At 54.4% G+C, this 16,543-nt stretch carries 17 protein-coding genes; 6 read left to right on the top strand and 11 right to left on the bottom strand.

Annotation, left to right across the window (positions count from 1 at the left end):
- Window positions 1–340: 340 nt before the first annotated feature.
- Window positions 341–2,125: an ABC transporter ATP-binding protein gene (locus tag Q1B13_RS23485; protein ID WP_299084796.1), complete on the top strand. Its 1,785-nt coding sequence runs from the start codon at window positions 341–343 to the stop codon at window positions 2,123–2,125.
- Between the two features lie 308 nt (window positions 2,126–2,433).
- Here the strand turns inward: Q1B13_RS23485 and bhcD are convergent, their stop codons facing one another.
- The 4 genes from bhcD to bhcA all read right to left on the bottom strand — a co-directional run bounded on the left by bhcD (window position 2,434) and on the right by bhcA (window position 6,794).
- The gene (bhcD, locus tag Q1B13_RS23480) at window positions 2,434–3,399 is read right to left on the bottom strand and encodes an iminosuccinate reductase BhcD (RefSeq protein WP_299084799.1); all 966 of its coding nucleotides are present in this window, start codon (window positions 3,397–3,399) and stop codon (window positions 2,434–2,436) included.
- A gap of 61 nt (window positions 3,400–3,460) precedes the next feature.
- Window positions 3,461–4,624, bottom strand: a complete 1,164-nt coding sequence (gene bhcC, locus Q1B13_RS23475) for a 3-hydroxy-D-aspartate aldolase BhcC (RefSeq protein ID WP_299084802.1) — start codon at window positions 4,622–4,624, stop codon at window positions 3,461–3,463.
- A 14-nt stretch (window positions 4,625–4,638) separates the two neighbouring features.
- Complete coding sequence (gene bhcB, locus Q1B13_RS23470; RefSeq protein ID WP_299084804.1) at window positions 4,639–5,589, bottom strand: beta-hydroxyaspartate dehydratase BhcB; 951 nt, start codon at window positions 5,587–5,589, stop codon at window positions 4,639–4,641.
- Window positions 5,590–5,603: 14 nt separating this feature from the next.
- Window positions 5,604–6,794 carry an L-aspartate--glyoxylate aminotransferase BhcA gene (gene bhcA, locus Q1B13_RS23465; protein WP_299084807.1) on the bottom strand — a complete coding sequence of 397 codons (1,191 nt, stop codon included), beginning with the start codon at window positions 6,792–6,794 and terminating at the stop codon, window positions 5,604–5,606.
- A gap of 149 nt (window positions 6,795–6,943) precedes the next feature.
- Between bhcA and bhcR the strand changes: the two genes are divergently transcribed.
- Complete coding sequence (gene bhcR, locus Q1B13_RS23460; RefSeq protein WP_299800578.1) at window positions 6,944–7,813, top strand: HTH-type transcriptional regulator BhcR; 870 nt, start codon at window positions 6,944–6,946, stop codon at window positions 7,811–7,813.
- A gap of 91 nt (window positions 7,814–7,904) precedes the next feature.
- Here the strand turns inward: bhcR and Q1B13_RS27090 are convergent, their stop codons facing one another.
- Together Q1B13_RS27090 and Q1B13_RS23455 are read right to left on the bottom strand one after the other, a co-directional pair.
- Window positions 7,905–8,144, bottom strand: a complete 240-nt coding sequence (locus Q1B13_RS27090) for an integrase core domain-containing protein (protein WP_366871127.1) — start codon at window positions 8,142–8,144, stop codon at window positions 7,905–7,907.
- A 27-nt stretch (window positions 8,145–8,171) separates the two neighbouring features.
- Window positions 8,172–8,873, bottom strand: coding sequence for an aldehyde dehydrogenase family protein (locus tag Q1B13_RS23455; protein ID WP_299084813.1), 702 nt, complete (start codon window positions 8,871–8,873; stop codon window positions 8,172–8,174).
- A gap of 80 nt (window positions 8,874–8,953) precedes the next feature.
- On the opposite strand from Q1B13_RS23455, the gene Q1B13_RS23450 reads away from it, so the two are divergent.
- A complete protein-coding gene (locus tag Q1B13_RS23450) occupies window positions 8,954–9,106 on the top strand; it encodes a hypothetical protein (RefSeq protein ID WP_299084816.1) in 153 nt (50 codons plus the stop codon).
- Window positions 9,107–9,423: 317 nt separating this feature from the next.
- Here Q1B13_RS23450 and Q1B13_RS23445 read toward each other — a convergent pair whose 3' ends face one another.
- From Q1B13_RS23445 to Q1B13_RS23435, 3 genes are read right to left on the bottom strand one after another with little or no spacing between them, the layout of a single operon-like run.
- Complete coding sequence (locus Q1B13_RS23445; RefSeq protein ID WP_299084819.1) at window positions 9,424–10,299, bottom strand: DMT family transporter; 876 nt, start codon at window positions 10,297–10,299, stop codon at window positions 9,424–9,426.
- A 1-nt stretch (window position 10,300) separates the two neighbouring features.
- Complete coding sequence (locus Q1B13_RS23440) at window positions 10,301–10,423, bottom strand: hypothetical protein (protein WP_298934574.1); 123 nt, start codon at window positions 10,421–10,423, stop codon at window positions 10,301–10,303.
- A gap of 47 nt (window positions 10,424–10,470) precedes the next feature.
- The gene (locus Q1B13_RS23435; RefSeq protein WP_299800574.1) at window positions 10,471–11,382 is read right to left on the bottom strand and encodes an EamA family transporter; all 912 of its coding nucleotides are present in this window, start codon (window positions 11,380–11,382) and stop codon (window positions 10,471–10,473) included.
- Between the two features lie 98 nt (window positions 11,383–11,480).
- Here Q1B13_RS23435 and Q1B13_RS23430 point away from each other — a divergent pair, with 98 nt between their 5' ends.
- Together Q1B13_RS23430 and Q1B13_RS23425 are read left to right on the top strand one after the other, a co-directional pair.
- A complete protein-coding gene (locus Q1B13_RS23430; RefSeq protein WP_299084824.1) occupies window positions 11,481–11,984 on the top strand; it encodes an Lrp/AsnC family transcriptional regulator in 504 nt (167 codons plus the stop codon).
- 849 nt (window positions 11,985–12,833) lie between these two features.
- Window positions 12,834–13,085, top strand: a complete 252-nt coding sequence (locus Q1B13_RS23425) for a hypothetical protein (RefSeq protein WP_299084827.1) — start codon at window positions 12,834–12,836, stop codon at window positions 13,083–13,085.
- 739 nt (window positions 13,086–13,824) lie between these two features.
- Here the strand turns inward: Q1B13_RS23425 and Q1B13_RS23420 are convergent.
- Window positions 13,825–14,565 (bottom strand): class I SAM-dependent methyltransferase, encoded by a 741-nt coding sequence (locus Q1B13_RS23420; RefSeq protein ID WP_299084830.1) that lies wholly within the window; start codon window positions 14,563–14,565, stop codon window positions 13,825–13,827.
- A 217-nt stretch (window positions 14,566–14,782) separates the two neighbouring features.
- Between Q1B13_RS23420 and Q1B13_RS23415 the strand changes: the two genes are divergently transcribed.
- Window positions 14,783–15,148, top strand: a complete 366-nt coding sequence (locus Q1B13_RS23415) for a VOC family protein (RefSeq protein WP_299084833.1) — start codon at window positions 14,783–14,785, stop codon at window positions 15,146–15,148.
- A 430-nt stretch (window positions 15,149–15,578) separates the two neighbouring features.
- On the opposite strand, the gene Q1B13_RS23410 is transcribed toward Q1B13_RS23415, so the two are convergent.
- Entirely contained in the window at window positions 15,579–16,538 is a 960-nt protein-coding gene (locus Q1B13_RS23410) for an FAD-dependent monooxygenase (RefSeq protein WP_299084835.1), read from the bottom strand.
- Window positions 16,539–16,543 lie beyond the last annotated feature (5 nt).

The raw sequence follows: 16,543 nt of genomic DNA, 5'->3' as shown, positions 1-16,543 counted from the left end.
GCACAGCTTGTCGCCCACGTTCCAAGCGTTTTTTGCTCGGCCACCGAGAAAACTTCTGCATACTGCTTAACTCAATGACGTATGAGCCCACGAAATGAACAAGGCAAATTACTGATGCCGCAGACCTAGACGAAGCATCAAAGCACTCTTCCGGGTGACACTGAAGATACCTATATCCGTTCACCGCGCTTGCTCTTTGTCGAACCGGTTACTATCTAGCACACTCAATCGCCAAGAGGCGGGGTCAGACAAGCTTGTCACCCACCACCATCTGCCCTTTAGACCGGAAAGAATATAGGTTATCTGAGCGAGCGCATGGTTTCATGATCTGGAGAACGCAATGATAAAGCGCGCCTGGAAAAACTGGCGATCAGGTTATATGGGTCGCCTCATAGGCGAGAGCTTCTACGCTCAGGGCGGGCTCTATGGTATTGCGATTGTGGCGATGATTGTCGTCGCTGTGACGACCGCGGGCTCGGCTTATATGATGGAGTATATAGTCGACGCCATGACCAGCCCCGACATGCGCGGCTGGGCGCATATGATTGCGTTAGGTGTGGTTGGCCTGTTTCTGGCCAAAGCACTCGCTTCTTATGTTCAGGCCATGTATCTGGCCCGGGCCGGGAACCGGATAGTCGCCGCACAGCAGGACCGGGTTTACCGCAAGCTGCTTCGACACGGCGTGTCTTTCTTTGCCGCGAACGAATCCTCTGATCTGTTGATGCGGACCACTCACGGGGCCCAGGCGGCACGACAACTGATTGATGTTCTGGTGACCGGGTTTGTGCGCGATGCTCTGACACTGGTGGGCCTGGTTGTTGTCATGGTGTACCAACAGCCAGTTCTTTCGGTGATGTTTTTCGTAGTCGGACCTATAGCCTTGTTGGGCGTGCGGTATCTGTTGAAAAGCGTACGCGCAATCATGCAGGCTGAGTTCAAGTCACTGGCTGAAATCATCCGGGTGCTTCAGGAGACGTCCAGCGGCATTAAGGTAATCAAGGTGTTTTCGCTTGAAGACCGGATGATCACACGTATGGACACTGCCATTCGGAAGGTCGAACAGCGTTCGAACGACATTGCCAAGTTGCAGTCTATCGCCAGCCCGCTCATGGAGTTTCTGGCCGGACTGGCCGTCGCGGGTGTTTTGGTCGTAAGCACTTTGGGCCTTGCAGGAAGCGAGCCGCCCTCTGCCGGTCAGCTGATGTCTTTCATCACCGCATTGTTGATGGCGTATGAACCTGCCAAGCGCCTGTCCAGGATGCGTGTTCAGATAGAAGCCTGTATGGTCGGCGTCGGCATGTTATTCGGATTGCTCGATCAGGAAGATACGATGCAAGAAAGATCGGATGCGAAGGATCTTTTGGACGGTCCGGGTGAGATCAGGCTGCGCGATGTCACCTTTGGCTATCACGGTGCGATCCCGGTTATTGAAAACATGAATTTGACCTTCCAGGCACGCAAAACCACTGCGCTGGTTGGTCAATCCGGCGGTGGTAAGTCGACCGTCTTTGGGTTGCTGATGCGTTTCTACGACCCTGACGAAGGCAGCGTCGAAATTGATGGTCAGGACTTGCGAGATGTGAGTTTCGCGTCATTGCGCCGGAAGATCTCTTATGTGGGTCAGGACACTTTCTTGTTTTCGACCTCGGTGATGGAGAACTTGCGCTGTTCTGCGCCGGATGCAACCGATGAAGAGGTCATCGCAGCAGCCAAAGCGGCCCATGCGCATGACTTCATCACTGACTTACCTGACGGGTATGATACACAAGTTGGCGAGAACGGGACGTTCCTTTCCGGCGGTCAAAAACAGAGAGTTGCAATCGCCCGTGCCATTCTGCGCAAGGCCGAAATCTTGTTGTTGGACGAGGCAACCAGCGCGCTGGATGCCGAATCGGAAACCCTTGTCAAACAGGCGCTTGATGCGCTAACTCAGGATGTCACGGTGATCGTGATTGCGCACCGACTGTCTACGATCCTGGAGGCAGACAACATCATGGTCGTGCAGGATGGTGCGGTCGTTGAACAGGGAAATCTGGATGAGTTGATGCAGAACAACGGCCGTTTCCGCAACTTGTTCGACCAGCAGTTCAAAAAACACGAAGCCAAGTCAGAAGTAGCGGAATAAGCTCAGTACCCGGAATCGCATATCCAGGGGGATCTGTCGCAAACTTTGACCTGAGTGACGCACGATGGAGTTGTGATGGTTTGACTGCGCCAACGCTCAGGAATGCCAATGCTCGGCTTCAAAAGCTTCATCCTACCCGCGGCGACACTCGCAGTGTATCGAAGCGGCAAACATGATCCGCAAGGCCCAACTCGGATCTTCGACAAACGGATTCCGCCAGTTTACAGCGCTCGCTGGAGAATTGGGCCCAATCAGAGCGTTAGCTTCGAACCACGCCTAAGTTTGCGATAGGTTCACTCGACCCGTCTTTAGAATTTGATGTCCATCGCTGTACCGGCAGCGCAGGCGCGCTCGACAACCGTGGCTGCAACGGCCAGATCCTGAAGGCCAACTCCTGTTCCGTCAAAAAGAGTGATCTCTTCCCTTGAAACACGTCCAGGATGCGCCCCGTTGATAACAGCTCCCAGTTCAATGATGTCAATTTCACGAAGCGAGCCATCGGCTACGGCATGCTGAGCTTCGCCGATCGTGATCGATTGCGCGATCTGGTCTGTAAACACACTGACGCGACCCATCAGCGCGGCATCTACCTCTTGTTTTCCCTTGGTATCTGTTCCCATACAGGCGACATGAGTGCCTGGACGCACAAGGTGCGACGGAACGATAGGATCATGACTCGAGGTGATCGTTACAATGACATCGGACTGTTCGCAGAGCCCCTCGACGCTGACGCACTCAAACGGCAACCCAAGCTCATTTGACACGGCTTCCAGAGAAACAAGCTTTTCGGGCGATCGGTTCCAGGCCACGATCTTTTCAAACTTTCTTTGCTCTGCCACCGCGCGCAGTTGGAACGCAGCCTGATGACCAGCTCCCAAAATGCCCAACACTCTTGCGTCCGGCCGAGCCAGATGCCCAACCGAAACCGCGGCAGCGGCGGCTGTGCGCAATGCTGTTAAGAGGTTGCCCCCGACGATGGCACTGCATTTTCCGGTATCGGCATCGAATAGAAACACAGTTGATTGGTGATTGGTCAGGCCTTTTTCGGCGTTATCGGGCCAATACCCGCCAGATTTTAGGCCCAGGTTCAGCGCATTGCGATCAAAGCCGGACTTAAACCCGTAGAGCGCATCCGCATGGCCGATAGCCTCGCGGATCACCGGGAAGTTATAAGCTGTTTTTGCCGCCATAGAGGCAAAAACCTGCTCAACTGCTTCGAAACAATCGTCTCGACTGATGTGGTCACCAATGATGGCTTCGGGAATGACATACATAACTTTCGCCTTCGATAAAAATGGGGCGAGCATGCTCGCCCCTCAGTCACAGCGAGATTCGTCAGTAGGCTTTGCCACGGGCAGAAACCGGCCACAGAGTCTCAACCTTTCCGTCGCGCACACCGACATACCAGTCATGCACATTGGCCGTCGGATCGCAGTGACCGGGAACAAGCCGCAGTTTGTCACCAACGGCCAAGGCACCATTCGGGTCTGCAATCACGCCATGCTCATCAGAGCATTTGATGTATTCAACATCGTCACGCCCAAAAACAATAGGCAATCCGCTATCGACTGATTGCACTTTCAGGCCAGCATCAACAATGGCTTTATCGGTTTTTGCGTGGCTCATCACCTGAGTTAGGATGAAGAACGCATTCTCCCACTCGCCCTGGTCGATCCGATTGCCGTCCTTATCGAGAATTCGGCCGTAATCGGCATCCATGAAAGCGTAAGAACCGCATTGCAGCTCGTTGTAAACACCTGAGTTACTTTCAAAATAATAAGAGCCAGTACCGCCACCCGACACCAGTTCGCAGCCAATACCTGCGGCTTTCAGACCATCAACAGCGTCCTGAACCATTGCGATGGCCAAATCGAGTTTCTCTTTTCGGGCTTCGTATGTGTCCATGTGTTGCATGGCGCCTTGATAGGCTTGGATGCCCGTGAACTTTATGTTTTCAGCCGCCACTATTGCCTTGGCGATTTCGACAACGGCAGACGTTGTAGTGACCCCGCAACGCCCCGCGCCACAATCGATTTCCACGAAGATTTCTAGTTCAGTACCATGTTTTTTTGCTGCAGCAGAAAGGTCAGCAACGTTGGCTAGATCGTCAACGCAAACGATGATCCGCGAGCCCAGTTTCGGCAGTTTTGCCAGGCGGTCGATTTTCTGCAGATCACGCACTTGATTTGAAACCAACACATCCTTGATGCCGCCGCGCACAAAAACTTCGGCCTCGCTTACCTTTTGGCAACATACGCCGATCGCACCACCAAGGCTTTCCTGGAGCTTGGCGACATCGACCGACTTGTGCATTTTCCCATGCACCCGATGGCGCATCCCGTGTGCCTTGGCATAGTCACCCATCTTCTTGATGTTGCGTTCCAGCGCGCCGAGGTCGAGGACCAAACACGGTGTTTGGATGTCAGCCTCATCCATTCCAGGTAATGCCGGAACATCGAAACCCACTTCAAGATCGTCAAATTTTACAGGAACATTCATCGGTTTTGCCTCTTTCATTGGATCCAGGGAAGTTTGTCGAGATCGACATTGCCGCCAGTGATGATGACTCCCACGCGCTTACGTTTGAAAGCGTCGGGGTTTTTTAGAATTGTTGCCATCGGCACGGCACTCGACGGCTCCATGACCACCCTCAGGTGTTTCCAAATGAGCTTCATCGCATCGATAATTTCAGGGTCAGATGCCGTGAAGATCTCGGACACATGGTTGGATACGAAGTGCCAAGTCAAATCTTTCAATGGCACCAAAAGCCCATCAGCAATGGTCTTCGGTGCATCGTCAGCGATGATGTGACCGGCTTTGAAACTGCGGTAAGCATCGTCTGCCTGATCTGGCTCGGCCGCGATGACCTGGCACTCGGGCGCCAGCGTCGCAAGTGTCAAGCAAGTACCTGAGATCATACCCCCGCCGCCAATCGGAGCCACAACGAAATCGAGCCCATCGCTTTGCTCCATCAGTTCTCGCGAACAGGTCCCCTGCCCGGCGATAACACGTGGATCATTGTAGGGGTGCACAAAATCACCGCCAGTTTCGGCTTGCACCTTGGCAAAGGTTTCTTCGCGCGATGTAGTTGAAGGTTCGCATTCAGTAATGTGTCCATCGTAGCGGCGCACAGTATCCTTTTTGGCCTGAGGCGCAGTTCGGGGCATCACAACATTACACGGAATACCGCGCAGCTTAGCCGCATAGCTCAGACAGGAAGCATGATTGCCCGAGGAATGCGTCGCCACACCCTTTTCGGCCCGCTCGTCGTCCAAACCGAAAACCGCATTTGTTGCACCGCGTACCTTAAAAGCACCCGGCTCTTGAAAGTTCTCGCATTTGAAGAAAATTTCTGCCCCGGTCAACTCGTTCAGATAATCTGAGCTCCGTACTGGCGTGCGACGAATATGCGGCTCGATCCTTCTATGAGCGGCAAGCATGTCTTCATAGGTAGGGATATACATCACCTTCGTCTCCGCTACGCTGCTTTGCACAAATCTGCCGCCGGGTTCGAACGGAAGTATTCTTGAGCCGCGGCCACACCAGATCCAAGACGGACATCAAGTCCCAAATCCGCCATGCACATTTCCGCGGTCGCGATCCCGCTCAAGGTCATCACGTCCGTCAGGCTCCCCAGATGCCCGATCCGGAATACCTTACCTGCAACCTCACCGAGGCCCACACCGAAAGCCACGCCATAGGTATCCGCAGCATGGGTCACAATATCTGTCGCGTTGAACCCGTCCGGGGTGAGGATCGCGCTCACCGTGTCGGAATAGACATCAGGCGATGTCGCACAGAGCTCCAGGCCCCACGCCTTCACAGCATATCGCACGCCTTCGGCAATACGATGATGGCGCGCGAATACGTTATCCAACCCCTCGTCTAAGAGCATGTCGCATGCCTCATTGAGGCCATTAATTAACCCAACGGGCGGTGTGTAAGGAAAGGCACTGGCGGCATAACCGTTGGCCATATCATGGATGTCGAAAAATGAGCGTGGCAACTTCGCGGACTTTGTCGCCTCCATCGCCTTGGCGCTGAAGCCGACGATGGCCAGACCAGCCGACAACATAAAACCTTTTTGTGATCCGGTCACGGCAACGTCCACGCGCCAATCATCAAATTGAAAATCCATCGATGCGATCGAACTCACCCCATCGACAAGCAGCAAGGCTGGATGACCCGCGGCATCCAAGGACCGACGCACGCCAGCGATGTCAGATTTCACACCGGTGGCGGTTTCATTGTGGGTGGCCAGCACTGCTTTGATTTCGTGCGCTTTGTCTGCGGCAAGAATCTCCTCGTAGCGATCTACAGGCACGCCCTCTCCCCAAGGCGTTTCGACAATCTGAACATCCAGCCCGTGGCGCTTGCACATATCGATCCAGCGATGAGAGAACATACCGTTGCGCGCCGCTAAAACCTTGTCACCTCCAGACAAGGTGTTGGTCAGTGCGGTTTCCCAACCACCAGTGCCGGACGACGGGAAGAAAAATACTTCTGCGTCTCGGCTTTTCAGCACGCGTTGGACACCCTTTCTCGCCGGGTGAAGCATTTGACCGAACAAGGGTGACCGATGGTCTATCGTCGGCATGTCGCACGCTTTACGCAGCTTTTCGGGGATGTTCGTCGGCCCCGGAATGAACACAGGATTCTGAAAACTCATTGAGCGCCTCGTTTGCGATGATTCTGGCTCTAGTATTGTGTGCGAGACGCAAACTGGCAATTTTTTTGAAAAATATTTTCAAAAATAAAAGAAACCGTATTTAGTGTTTCTGCATAATGTGTTAATTTTTTTCAATTCCGTTAAGATTATTGAAAAATTACAAAAATAGGAAAACCTGGGAAATGCCATCAGAAAAACGTAAACGCGGGCGACCGAAAAGCTTCACCGACAAGCCAGAACAGAATACGAACCAGTCGATCGATAGAGCGATAGACATCCTTGAATCCCTTGCCTCGAAACCAGGACTTTCGCTGTCGGATTTGGCCCAACGTTTGGACATGTCACCTGCCACGACCTACCGGACACTAAATACGCTTGAAAAGCGTCGTCTCGTAGACCTGAAACCAGAAAACCAGACGTGGCATGTCGGACCAGAACTGTTTCGTTTGGGTTCGGCGTTCCTCTATCGCAGCTCACTCGTAGAGCGCGCTCGTCCGATCATGCGCGGCTTGATGGAAGCCACCGGGGAAACCGCTAATATCGGCATAGAACGTGAAGGCCAGATCATCTTCTTAAGTCAGGTTGAAACACAGTCAAATATTCGTGCCTTTTTTCAACCTGGCACACGCACGCCACTTCACGCTTCGGGGATCGGAAAAGCGTTATTATCCTGCTATGATCGCGCGCGGATCGACCAGCTCCTTCCCAATGCGAGACTGGAGCAATTTACTATGAAAACGCTGTTTGACAAAGAAAAGCTGTTGGCTGAACTCGACCATAGCCGCCGCCGCGGATGGGCATTGGATGATGAAGAAAGAACTCATGGCATGCGCTGCGTCGCTGCCCCGATCATAGATTTTTTCGGTGAGGCGGTCGGAGGCATATCTGTATCGGGGCCTGCAGATCGTATGCCCGACGAAAGGCTTGCCGAGATTGGCAATATTGTCCGAGGCGCCGCAAAGGAGTTGTCACATAGGCTGGGTGCGTCTGGTGCGAAGGTAAACGGCGAAGACGGTTAGTCTTTGCCAATTGTCGCTCCGGTTTCAAGTGCGCAGCGCAAATATGCGGGCTGAGAATGGCTCCGGAAAATGCACACGCCGATCTACATCTTCATAGGGATCTCAAGCGCCTTAGTTTCATGGTTCTGTTTTTTGTCTTGTCGGGTTCAAGCAATACTGTTTGGCCGCGGCCTGTGTAGACATCGGCGGGTGTCAGATTTGTGAAGCTCTCATGGCGGCGTTGATGGTTGTAGTAACCGACGAAGGCAACAACATGTGCTTCGGGATCGCCGGTCAGGAAGCCGTTCTCCAACGAGATGCGGTTCTTAAGTGTGTGATGCCAGCGCTCGATCTCTTCCCGCGTGAAATATGTTGGCCGTCAACCGGTCGCCGTCTGCACCCAAATGGTTTTTGTTTGTAGGTATTGCTCAAGCGCTTCCGTCCCATTGTCACGGGCGAGCGACCCGGATTGCTTGTAACCTCCAAACGGGGTCTTGATGTCGCCCTCGGAAAACCCATTGACCGAAACCGTGCCACAAGGCAGCGAGCGAGCCATGTGAAGGGCCCGGTCGATGTCTTGGGTGAAGACGATTGCGTGCAAACCGTAATCTGTGTCACTGGCAACGGCCAAAGCTTCCTCGGCAGTCTTCATGGGCATGATGTCCAGAACGGGTCCAAAAATCTCTTCGCGCGCAGTTTTCATTTCAGGGGTGACGCCCTGAAAAACCGTTGGTTCAACAAAGTAGCCGGGAAGATCGCTGTCCCCGCCCATCGTCATCTGTGCACCATCCGCAACGCCGCTTTGGATGTAGTTCATCACCAATTCTTTGTGATCCTTGCTGATCATCGAGCCGATGTCAGTGGCCGGGTTTAGCGGATCGCCCAATGTGAAACCTTTCACCCGCTCGATGATGCGACCGGTAAACTCCTCAACCAAAGGTGCAGCGATCAACTGGCGCATATTGGCAGAACAATTCTGACCGCCATTCCAGAAGGCAGACATGGCAGCATGTTCGATCAAGTCGTCGTTAAGTCTCGCATCCTCCAGCACGATGAACGGGCTTTCAAACGATTGCGCCAAAGGGGCTTGCTCTGGTCCCGGTCATTGTCGCGATGGGACAGTTTGGCTACGACCACCTCATTGCCCCTAAGCATCGCCTGGTGGAGTATCTTGACCGCGAAACCAACCAGTCGGTGCGCGTTGGATTTGTCCGCGACGATGGGCAGGTGCGACAGCTTCAAGATCTGGAGATTCGCGTCACACCCTCTGCCCATACCTCTGGATACAAGGCACCGCCCAGCCGCAAACGTTAGTGCCCATCGGCAAGCAACTCCGTCGCGTTGAAAAGAGAGTATGCAGCGAAGGCATTTGGCCATGGTGCCAAGCAGACGCCACGCGCAAGACTTGGAATGGCAACTTCTTCTTCCTCTGCCCACCTTCCAATTACTCCGTTTGTGCTGATGCAGCTAGTATCGGGAATGCGGGCTGCGATTGCGGAATTCAGAAACAGTGCTAAAGGTCGGCTCTGGGCCGCCACAATTCCAGCTTTCGAGTGGAGCAAAGAGGTTTCTGCACCGCCTCGGGTGTCCGCTCAAAGCCCACAGCCAAAAAGTCCTGCACCGAACGAACTTCAGCTTCTGGTTTTCAGACATATGACCATCGTCGCCAATACAATGACAGCACACACGATGGCGGTCAGCGTGATCTGTTCTCCGAGAAAGAGCGCGGACCATCCGAGTGCGGTTAATGGTAAGAGAAGATTGATTTGGCCAATGCGGGCGATGCCGCCTAGCGCAAGCCCGCCATACCAGAGCACCGACGCCAGAAACATGCTGACCACTCCAAGATAGGCCAGTGACACCCAGCTTGCTGCCGAGATGGTCGAGGTATCGATTTGGCTGATCCGTGGCAACAGTGGGAGTACTGCGAAAGGGGTCAGGAACAGCATCGACCAACTCAGCGCAACACTGCCGCTGAGTTCGCGCGACACGCGCCCGCCTTCGACATAGGCGATGCCCAAGCTCAGCATCCCCAGAAATAGCCAACCATCGGGAAGGGTCAGATGGCCGCCTCCGGCGTCGTAGGCGAAGTAGAGAACCGCACAGAACCCCGTCAAACAAGCGATCCAGAATACGGGCGGCGGCCTCTCTCCGGTGCGCAGCACTGCGAAGATCGCTGTTACAGCGGGTGCAAGACCTGTGACGACAGCGCTGTGCACGGCTGGCACGCTTTCAAGGGCCATCGCGAGAAAGAATGGATACCCAATCGCCAGACCCAATCCCATGACGAGGATTGGCACGAGGAAACGGCGTTCTGGTGGTTCGCATTGACCTGTGAGAATGAGGAACGCCGCGCCCAGACCGCCTGCCATGACAATCCGGGCGCAGGTGATGTCGAGAGGGGTGAAATCAACGACGGCGACGCGGGTTGCCACCAATGTGCCGCTGAAACCCAGCATTCCTAGGATGCCAAGAACGACTCCGGCTGATCGGTTCGGCATTGACATGCTAATGTCCAAAGCCTTCCGGCGTGATGACCTTGTGGGCGCTTGGGGTCACCTGAAACGCGTCACTATCGAGCTGGCTGAGAGTGCAGGGAAGCCGCAAAACCCACAACAGAAGCGAATACATGGTTGTTCTCCTTTGAGACGTAAAAAGCTAGCCCGGCACGTGGCCGGTTAGGCTCCATCCTCTTGAGCAGAGGTGGGAGCCGGCATCGGCGCAGGCTTGTGGACGCCCACGCCGATCATCACAAGCGCCACACCAAGCACGTCGATGGCGCTTGGAATCTGACGCAGGACGATTACTCCGATGATCGTGGCAGTCGCGGGCAACAGGGTCAGCAGAATCGCGAAGCTGGCGCGTGGCAAACGGGCCATGGCCAGTTGGTCGCAAACATACGGGACGACTGACGAACAAATACCGACGCCGATCCCGGCGAGGACCAACAAGGGGACACCGAAGGCGTCGAGCGCCTGCAAGAACCCGATAGGCATCACAAAGATGAATGCCGCCGTCATTGCTGCACCCAGGCGTTCCACACCGCCCGATGCACCACCTTCAGAAATCTTGTGGCCAAGGACGATGTAAAGGACGAACAGGGAGCCATTCAGCACGGCCCAGAACAAGCCTAGAAGGTCGGACGTGAGGTCTGGTCCTTCTGCTGCCAGAAGAGACGGCACGTCGATTACGAGGGCCACACCGACGATGGCAAATGCAAAGGCAAAATAGTTGCGCCCCGTACGCAGACCCCAAAGGGCGATCCCGATCGTGCCAACGAACTCGATGGCGGAAACCAGGGAGATCGGCAGCCGGTCGAGCGCCAAATAGAAAGAGCTGTTCATCACCGCAAGACAGCCACCAAGCGCGAGAAAAAGAAGACACTCACGGGGCGTTGATTTCTTGAAAGTGCGCCACGGCTTCGTGATGGGGGCGAAAATCAGAGCCGCAGACGCGATGCGGAACCAGGCCACGCCAAGCACGCCGATAAGGGGAAACAACAGAACCGCGAATGCAGGGCCGAGATAGTGGAAAACGGCAGAGACACCGAACCATGCGTGAGGGGGAACGGCCTCGGACAGGCGGGACATGGTTCCGAGGGCTTTGGTGAGGGCCGGTTTTATAAAGGCTCGATCTGGCATAACATCACACTGCAAGGTGATAGCGGCACTAGATATGGAGATCTGATATGTCTATCGCAGAAATAGGCTCAAGAAAGAAGGATATCGTAACCGAAAACCTTCGATCTGAAGAAACTGGCCTCGACAATATCGACGCTGCGATTCTCCGGGCGCTTTGCGCGGATGCACGCATCCCGCGTGCCGAGTTGTCCCGCCGTGTGGGCCTCTCGGCCCCAAGCGTCGCTGACCGGGTGCGGCGTCTCGAAGATGTCGGCATCATCACCGGATATGGCGCACGCATCAATCCTGCCCGTCTCGGTTATGGCCTAACGATCCTAATCCGTGCGCGTCCCCTACCAGGCGAAATGCAGAACATGATCGAAGCTATTCAGAAGACGCCCCAGATCGTAGCCTGTGACCGCGTGTCGGGAGAAGATTGCTTTGTCGCCCGCGCACATGTTCGCGACGTTGCTGAAATGGAAGCGGTTATTGACCGGATCGTACCATTCGGTGCAACAAACTCTTCAATCGTTCAGTCTTCGCCAGTGGAAGAGCGGTTGGTGCAACTCTGAGTCCAAAGCGGACACTAGTGCTGCTGCCTTTCTAAATCCAACGTGGTGGCCACCTTTCAATGAACGCGGCCACTCTCTCTTGCTTCATCGGTTTACCAGACTGTCGCTAGCCGCTCGATCTTGTCCTCTATGATCTCGCTCGTGATCGCAGAGCCCAGTGAACGGGCTAGCGTCTTCGCTTCGCTGACCGCACCCGTTGCCGCGACAAGGGGCGGGTTACTTGACGTTCTGTGGCTACGTGAAGCCGAGCCTCATCAATTACTTCCGCAACAAGGCCAATTTCACCTGGCTCTTTCGCGCTTATGACCTTTGCCGACACGAACAATCTTAGCGCCATACCTTCTCCTGAACGTGCAATCCGTGATGCAGCTCACATAACACCTGACATGCAAATACGGTTCCTGTCAGCTGCAATGACTGGTTCGAACTCCGCAAGGCTGTCTTCAACAGTGCGGTTGATGTTTCTTTGACTGAAGCCTTCGGAGGCGGACACGAAATGGCGACGTCATCCACAGACTACGACTGCCACGCCTCAAATCCCGCAGGTTGGGCTTCAGGAGTAAGTATTTTGTTCGCTGCCACCTGTCGACGCCTGAAAGGACTTCTTATGCGTCGGCCAGTTGCGGCACCCAATGAGTGCGCGATACGGCAAGACCGCAATGTAGCCGTCTTTCGTGGTGTAGAATTTTCGATACTTGGACATGGTCTGCGATTATCCCATTAGCCCTTTAGCGGGCGGAACGCCTCGCCCGCAAGGTGCTCTATCATGATCAAAGAGGTGAGACCTTCGAACATGGGCGCCTCGATAAGACAGCCCTGGCCGGTTCTGAGTTTCTGGAGGACCCCGCCATGACCGCCATGGTGCGTTGCAGTCTGTGTTCTGTTTGTCAGATACGAGCTGATCTTTTTGAAGACACAAAGCGACGCGATGTCGACGATCGCCAGAGCATTGCGAAGTCGGTTTTAGGTGTTTCCGAAGCGCAGATGTTGCTGGCTCGTCGTATCTTAAAAGGGGATAATCTGACTACCGCCTCAGAAACGCCCAGCATCAACATCAACTCTCAAACCTCCTTAGTCCGGACATTGCTTAGCGTTGGCTGAAGTCAGTTTCTCCGAACATCGAACGGACACCTCGATGTTCTCTATAAACCGCAAGTTTGGTCCACAGGCCGGATATTGTGCGATTGTTAAGAGCAAGGGCAGCGTGCTGCCCTTGCTTGGTCGGCTGCTCAGAACGGGAACCGATGGCGCAGAGGCGGCGGTCGTTCAATCTCTGGTGGGAGTCCGACGTCCTTCCTCAGGTAATCCGGCAACTCAGATATCCTGCGCAGAACGGGCCGCTCTCCGTCGGGTCGCCGGGCGAAAATAGCCACCAGCCGCAGCAAGAGGCCACTTGATCGGTTGACGGGGATATAAAGTGATACGCTTGGCATTGTTCTCTCCATGAATGATGGAAAGCCGCCACGTGAGGAAAACACAAAAAAGGCCGCTCACGAGGCGGCCTTCAGATCGGAAACCTGTCAGACCGCTTTAGCGGGCTACTGCGCCTGTCGCGCGAAGCATTGATGTCTGACGATTCATCATATCCGATATCTCCTGTATCAGGGTTTCCAGTTCCGCAATCTACCAGACAGATTGCTTCGGTTCAACAACCCTTACATGTATTGGTCGAATTTCGCCGGATTGCGAACTTACGCCCATTTGCAGCGAACCAGCACTTTGTCCTGGTTGTCTCCATATGCAATGCCTGGATACGGTGCTTCTGTCTGCCGCGCCACCTCTGAGTTCGGCTCAGAGCCGAGAGTCGCGGATGCTGCAATTTGCATCAACGTCCGCAATCCTAGAATTGAACGATAGGCTTTGTGCCCGCAACACTGGTTGCGCAGCCGAAAAAATGGCTTCTTGATGTCACCTCAAGGCCCGCCGCCTTGAGAGCGTCGGCCATCTCGGCACAGTCACCGAAATTGCGCGTATAAGTTCCGATCATGCTGAAGTCATTCGCGCCTCTGAGGAAATAGCGCTCTACCGTGGGAAGCACCTTGTCCAGATAGAAACGGTAAAGCGGCCGCAATGCCCAGCCCTTTGGATCGGACGCTTCTATCAACGCAAAGCCGCCGCCAGGTTTCAAAATCCGCGCGATCTGCTTCGCCAATTCGGTCTGCTGCTCGGGGTTGAACGTTTTGAGGCCGAACGTGGATACTAGCAGGTCCGCGTGATTTGCTGGCAGGTCAGTTTGTAAGGCGTCGGCCTCAATATGCGTGATCCGATCGGCATACTCACCATGCAGGCGATCAACGGCCTCGAGATGCATACGATGGGAGATATCTAGAGCGCAAACCGTATCCAGGTCTGGGAAACGGCGTAGCAGATACGGCCAAACCTCTCCAGTTCCAGCCATCAAATCGACAATGACGGGCCGGGGGTTTGACGCAGCGATCAAACGCGCGACGCATTGATGCCTCCATAACGAGACAAACCCAAAAGAGCTGACGGAACTCCACCTTCGATAGCTTGAAGAGCAGCGGTCAAAAAGATCCGCTACGAACTCGGGGGCATAGATATCAGTGTTTTGGTCGTTCATGGTCGGACCGCAGTTGCAGTGTTCGAAATGAGCAAGCTACCGAAGTCTTGGTCATCTTGAAAGCGGTCATTCGTGCCGATGCAGCGAAAGCCCCGTTCTACAGGTCGCAATGCAGCATCAGGATAGCGTATTGAGCGAGAGCAAACGGCCGCAGCTTATCAAATGCCACAGATTGAAGTAGCCTTCCATTGCAGCATAATCGGGTTTGAATTTGACAATGGAAAAAGTACTGGGATTTGGAGGGTTTTTCTTTAGGGCAGAGGATCCCAACGCTTTAGCGAGATGGTACTGCAACAACCTGGGCATTGATCTTGTGCCCAATGACTATGAAACGCCGTGCTGGAGACAGGAAGCAGGTGAGACCGTATTCGCCCCGTTCGAAAAGGTAACAGAGTATTTCGGGAACCAAGAAAAGGCATTCATGCTGAATTTTCGTGTTCGCGACATCGAGAAAATGATCGCACAGCTCGAGTCCAAGGGTGTTGAGGTCCGCCGAGATCCGGATTCGCCTTATCCGAACGGCAAGTTCGCGTGGCTCAATGATCCGGAAGGAAATCCAATCGAGCTTTGGGAACCCGCCTAGCCTGTGGTTGGAAGCTTGCGTGAAGTGCCTCGGCGTTGAAAATTTCGATTCTACGAACTGACGTTCTGGAAGGCATACAGAGGGGGTGTTCTTGGCAGTTTGGTCAGAACGCAATCGTTCATTCTTATGCAAATGGGCTAAACTCAGAACCACTACGACCCAACGCGGGCTTTACAGCCATCCAACTCTTTCGGGTATGCGCGGCTGGGTCTTGACCACGCATTACTGGCTGTTTGCGAAGTTTCTCCGCGGCTCTCGGGTCACTTTGAACTCGAACTGTTTGCAACGCCTATCGGCAAGCTCCCCGATCTTTCATGTGGGTTTGAGACGCTTGAAAGCATTGAGATTCAATCCGAAGACAGTGTGCATTTTGAAGGCTTTAGAAAGCAAAAACACTCAACAACGCGTTGAAAATGCAATTTCGGCACTCTTAGGCCGTTGTTTTCAAGAGATGAAGAGGTGCTTTTTGCAGTCGTCGTAATTGCTCAGCATCATATTCAAACCAGATCTGAAGCCAACGGTTAAAGCTTTCCGCAGCCACATCCGGTGGCAGTTTGATGTCTTCAACTCCACGGATCAGGTGGGCTGCCATGATCCCCGACATCAAGGCACGCAAGACTCCATGGCCGTTGCGAGGGTCGAGGCGGCAGGCCGCATCGCCGATGCGGAAGACGTGGTCACCTGCCGGTTGGGCAGAGGCTTTCCATGTCCCGTCCATGATCTTTGCATCTGTGCGCGTGTTGAGGATACGGGTGGTGCGACCCTCAACCCAGGCGGTTTGGCCATCGCCCAAGGGAGCTTGCCAGTGCCACTGATCCGGCCGGACATGCAATGTGGGATGAGTGTCTTCGGGAGCGGTATCTTCATAACCGAAATGCAACCAGATTTGCGGTGAGTGGTCGATCATCCGCGTTGCCAGCTGGCGGTCAAGCCAGCCCCCAACGCCAGTTGCATCGATCAGCCAGCGCGCGTCAATTTCGGCGTTAGCGGTCCACACCCGGTGAATACCAACGGTTCTTTGATATCCGATCGCAGGGGAGGACATGACAAGCTCTCCGTCAAGGGCAAGGTAACGGTTGCACAGCACTTGGGTTAGGTGAGGTTTACGAATCTGAAAACCGCGCCAACCTTGGCCGTATGATTGGAAGGTCTTGACCCCAATACGGTCGATCGTAATGCCCGCATGGCGGCCTAGCGACTGGGCCCGCAATGCATCGCCGACGCCGAGTTGGTCAAAGATCGCTTCGATGCCTGGATGAAATGTTTCGCCGGGACCACGAGCGGGATGGGGCGCGCGCTCCAATATGGTGACGCGCGCGCCAGCTTGGCGCAGGGCAATACCAGCTGCCAGCCCAGAGGGGCCAGCACCTATTATCAAAACGTCCTGCATTAATA

The sequence above is a fragment of the uncultured Ruegeria sp. genome, assembly GCF_947489545.1.
Lineage (GTDB): Bacteria > Pseudomonadota > Alphaproteobacteria > Rhodobacterales > Rhodobacteraceae > Ruegeria.
Note: the sequence above shows the minus strand (reverse complement) of the source record. Positions and strands in the feature narration are given on the sequence as shown.

Bases quoted from the DNA above. Each gene is read 5' to 3' on its own strand.
- Q1B13_RS23485 (WP_299084796.1), top strand. From the start codon at position 341: ATGATAAAGCGCGCCTGGAAAAACTGGCGATCAGGTTATATGGGTCGC.
- bhcD (WP_299084799.1), bottom strand. From the start codon at position 3,399: ATGTATGTCATTCCCGAAGCCATCATTGGTGACCACATCAGTCGAGAC.
- bhcC (WP_299084802.1), bottom strand. From the start codon at position 4,624: ATGAATGTTCCTGTAAAATTTGACGATCTTGAAGTGGGTTTCGATGTT.
- bhcB (WP_299084804.1), bottom strand. From the start codon at position 5,589: ATGTATATCCCTACCTATGAAGACATGCTTGCCGCTCATAGAAGGATC.
- bhcA (WP_299084807.1), bottom strand. From the start codon at position 6,794: ATGAGTTTTCAGAATCCTGTGTTCATTCCGGGGCCGACGAACATCCCC.
- Q1B13_RS23445 (WP_299084819.1), bottom strand. From the start codon at position 10,299: ATGTCAATGCCGAACCGATCAGCCGGAGTCGTTCTTGGCATCCTAGGA.
- Q1B13_RS23440 (WP_298934574.1), bottom strand. From the start codon at position 10,423: ATGTATTCGCTTCTGTTGTGGGTTTTGCGGCTTCCCTGCACTCTCAGC.
- Q1B13_RS23435 (WP_299800574.1), bottom strand. From the start codon at position 11,382: ATGTCCCGCCTGTCCGAGGCCGTTCCCCCTCACGCATGGTTCGGTGTC.
- Q1B13_RS23430 (WP_299084824.1), top strand. From the start codon at position 11,481: ATGTCTATCGCAGAAATAGGCTCAAGAAAGAAGGATATCGTAACCGAA.
- Q1B13_RS23425 (WP_299084827.1), top strand. From the start codon at position 12,834: ATGACCGCCATGGTGCGTTGCAGTCTGTGTTCTGTTTGTCAGATACGA.
- Q1B13_RS23420 (WP_299084830.1), bottom strand. From the start codon at position 14,565: ATGAACGACCAAAACACTGATATCTATGCCCCCGAGTTCGTAGCGGAT.
- Q1B13_RS23415 (WP_299084833.1), top strand. From the start codon at position 14,783: ATGGAAAAAGTACTGGGATTTGGAGGGTTTTTCTTTAGGGCAGAGGAT.
- Q1B13_RS23410 (WP_299084835.1), bottom strand. From the start codon at position 16,538: ATGCAGGACGTTTTGATAATAGGTGCTGGCCCCTCTGGGCTGGCAGCT.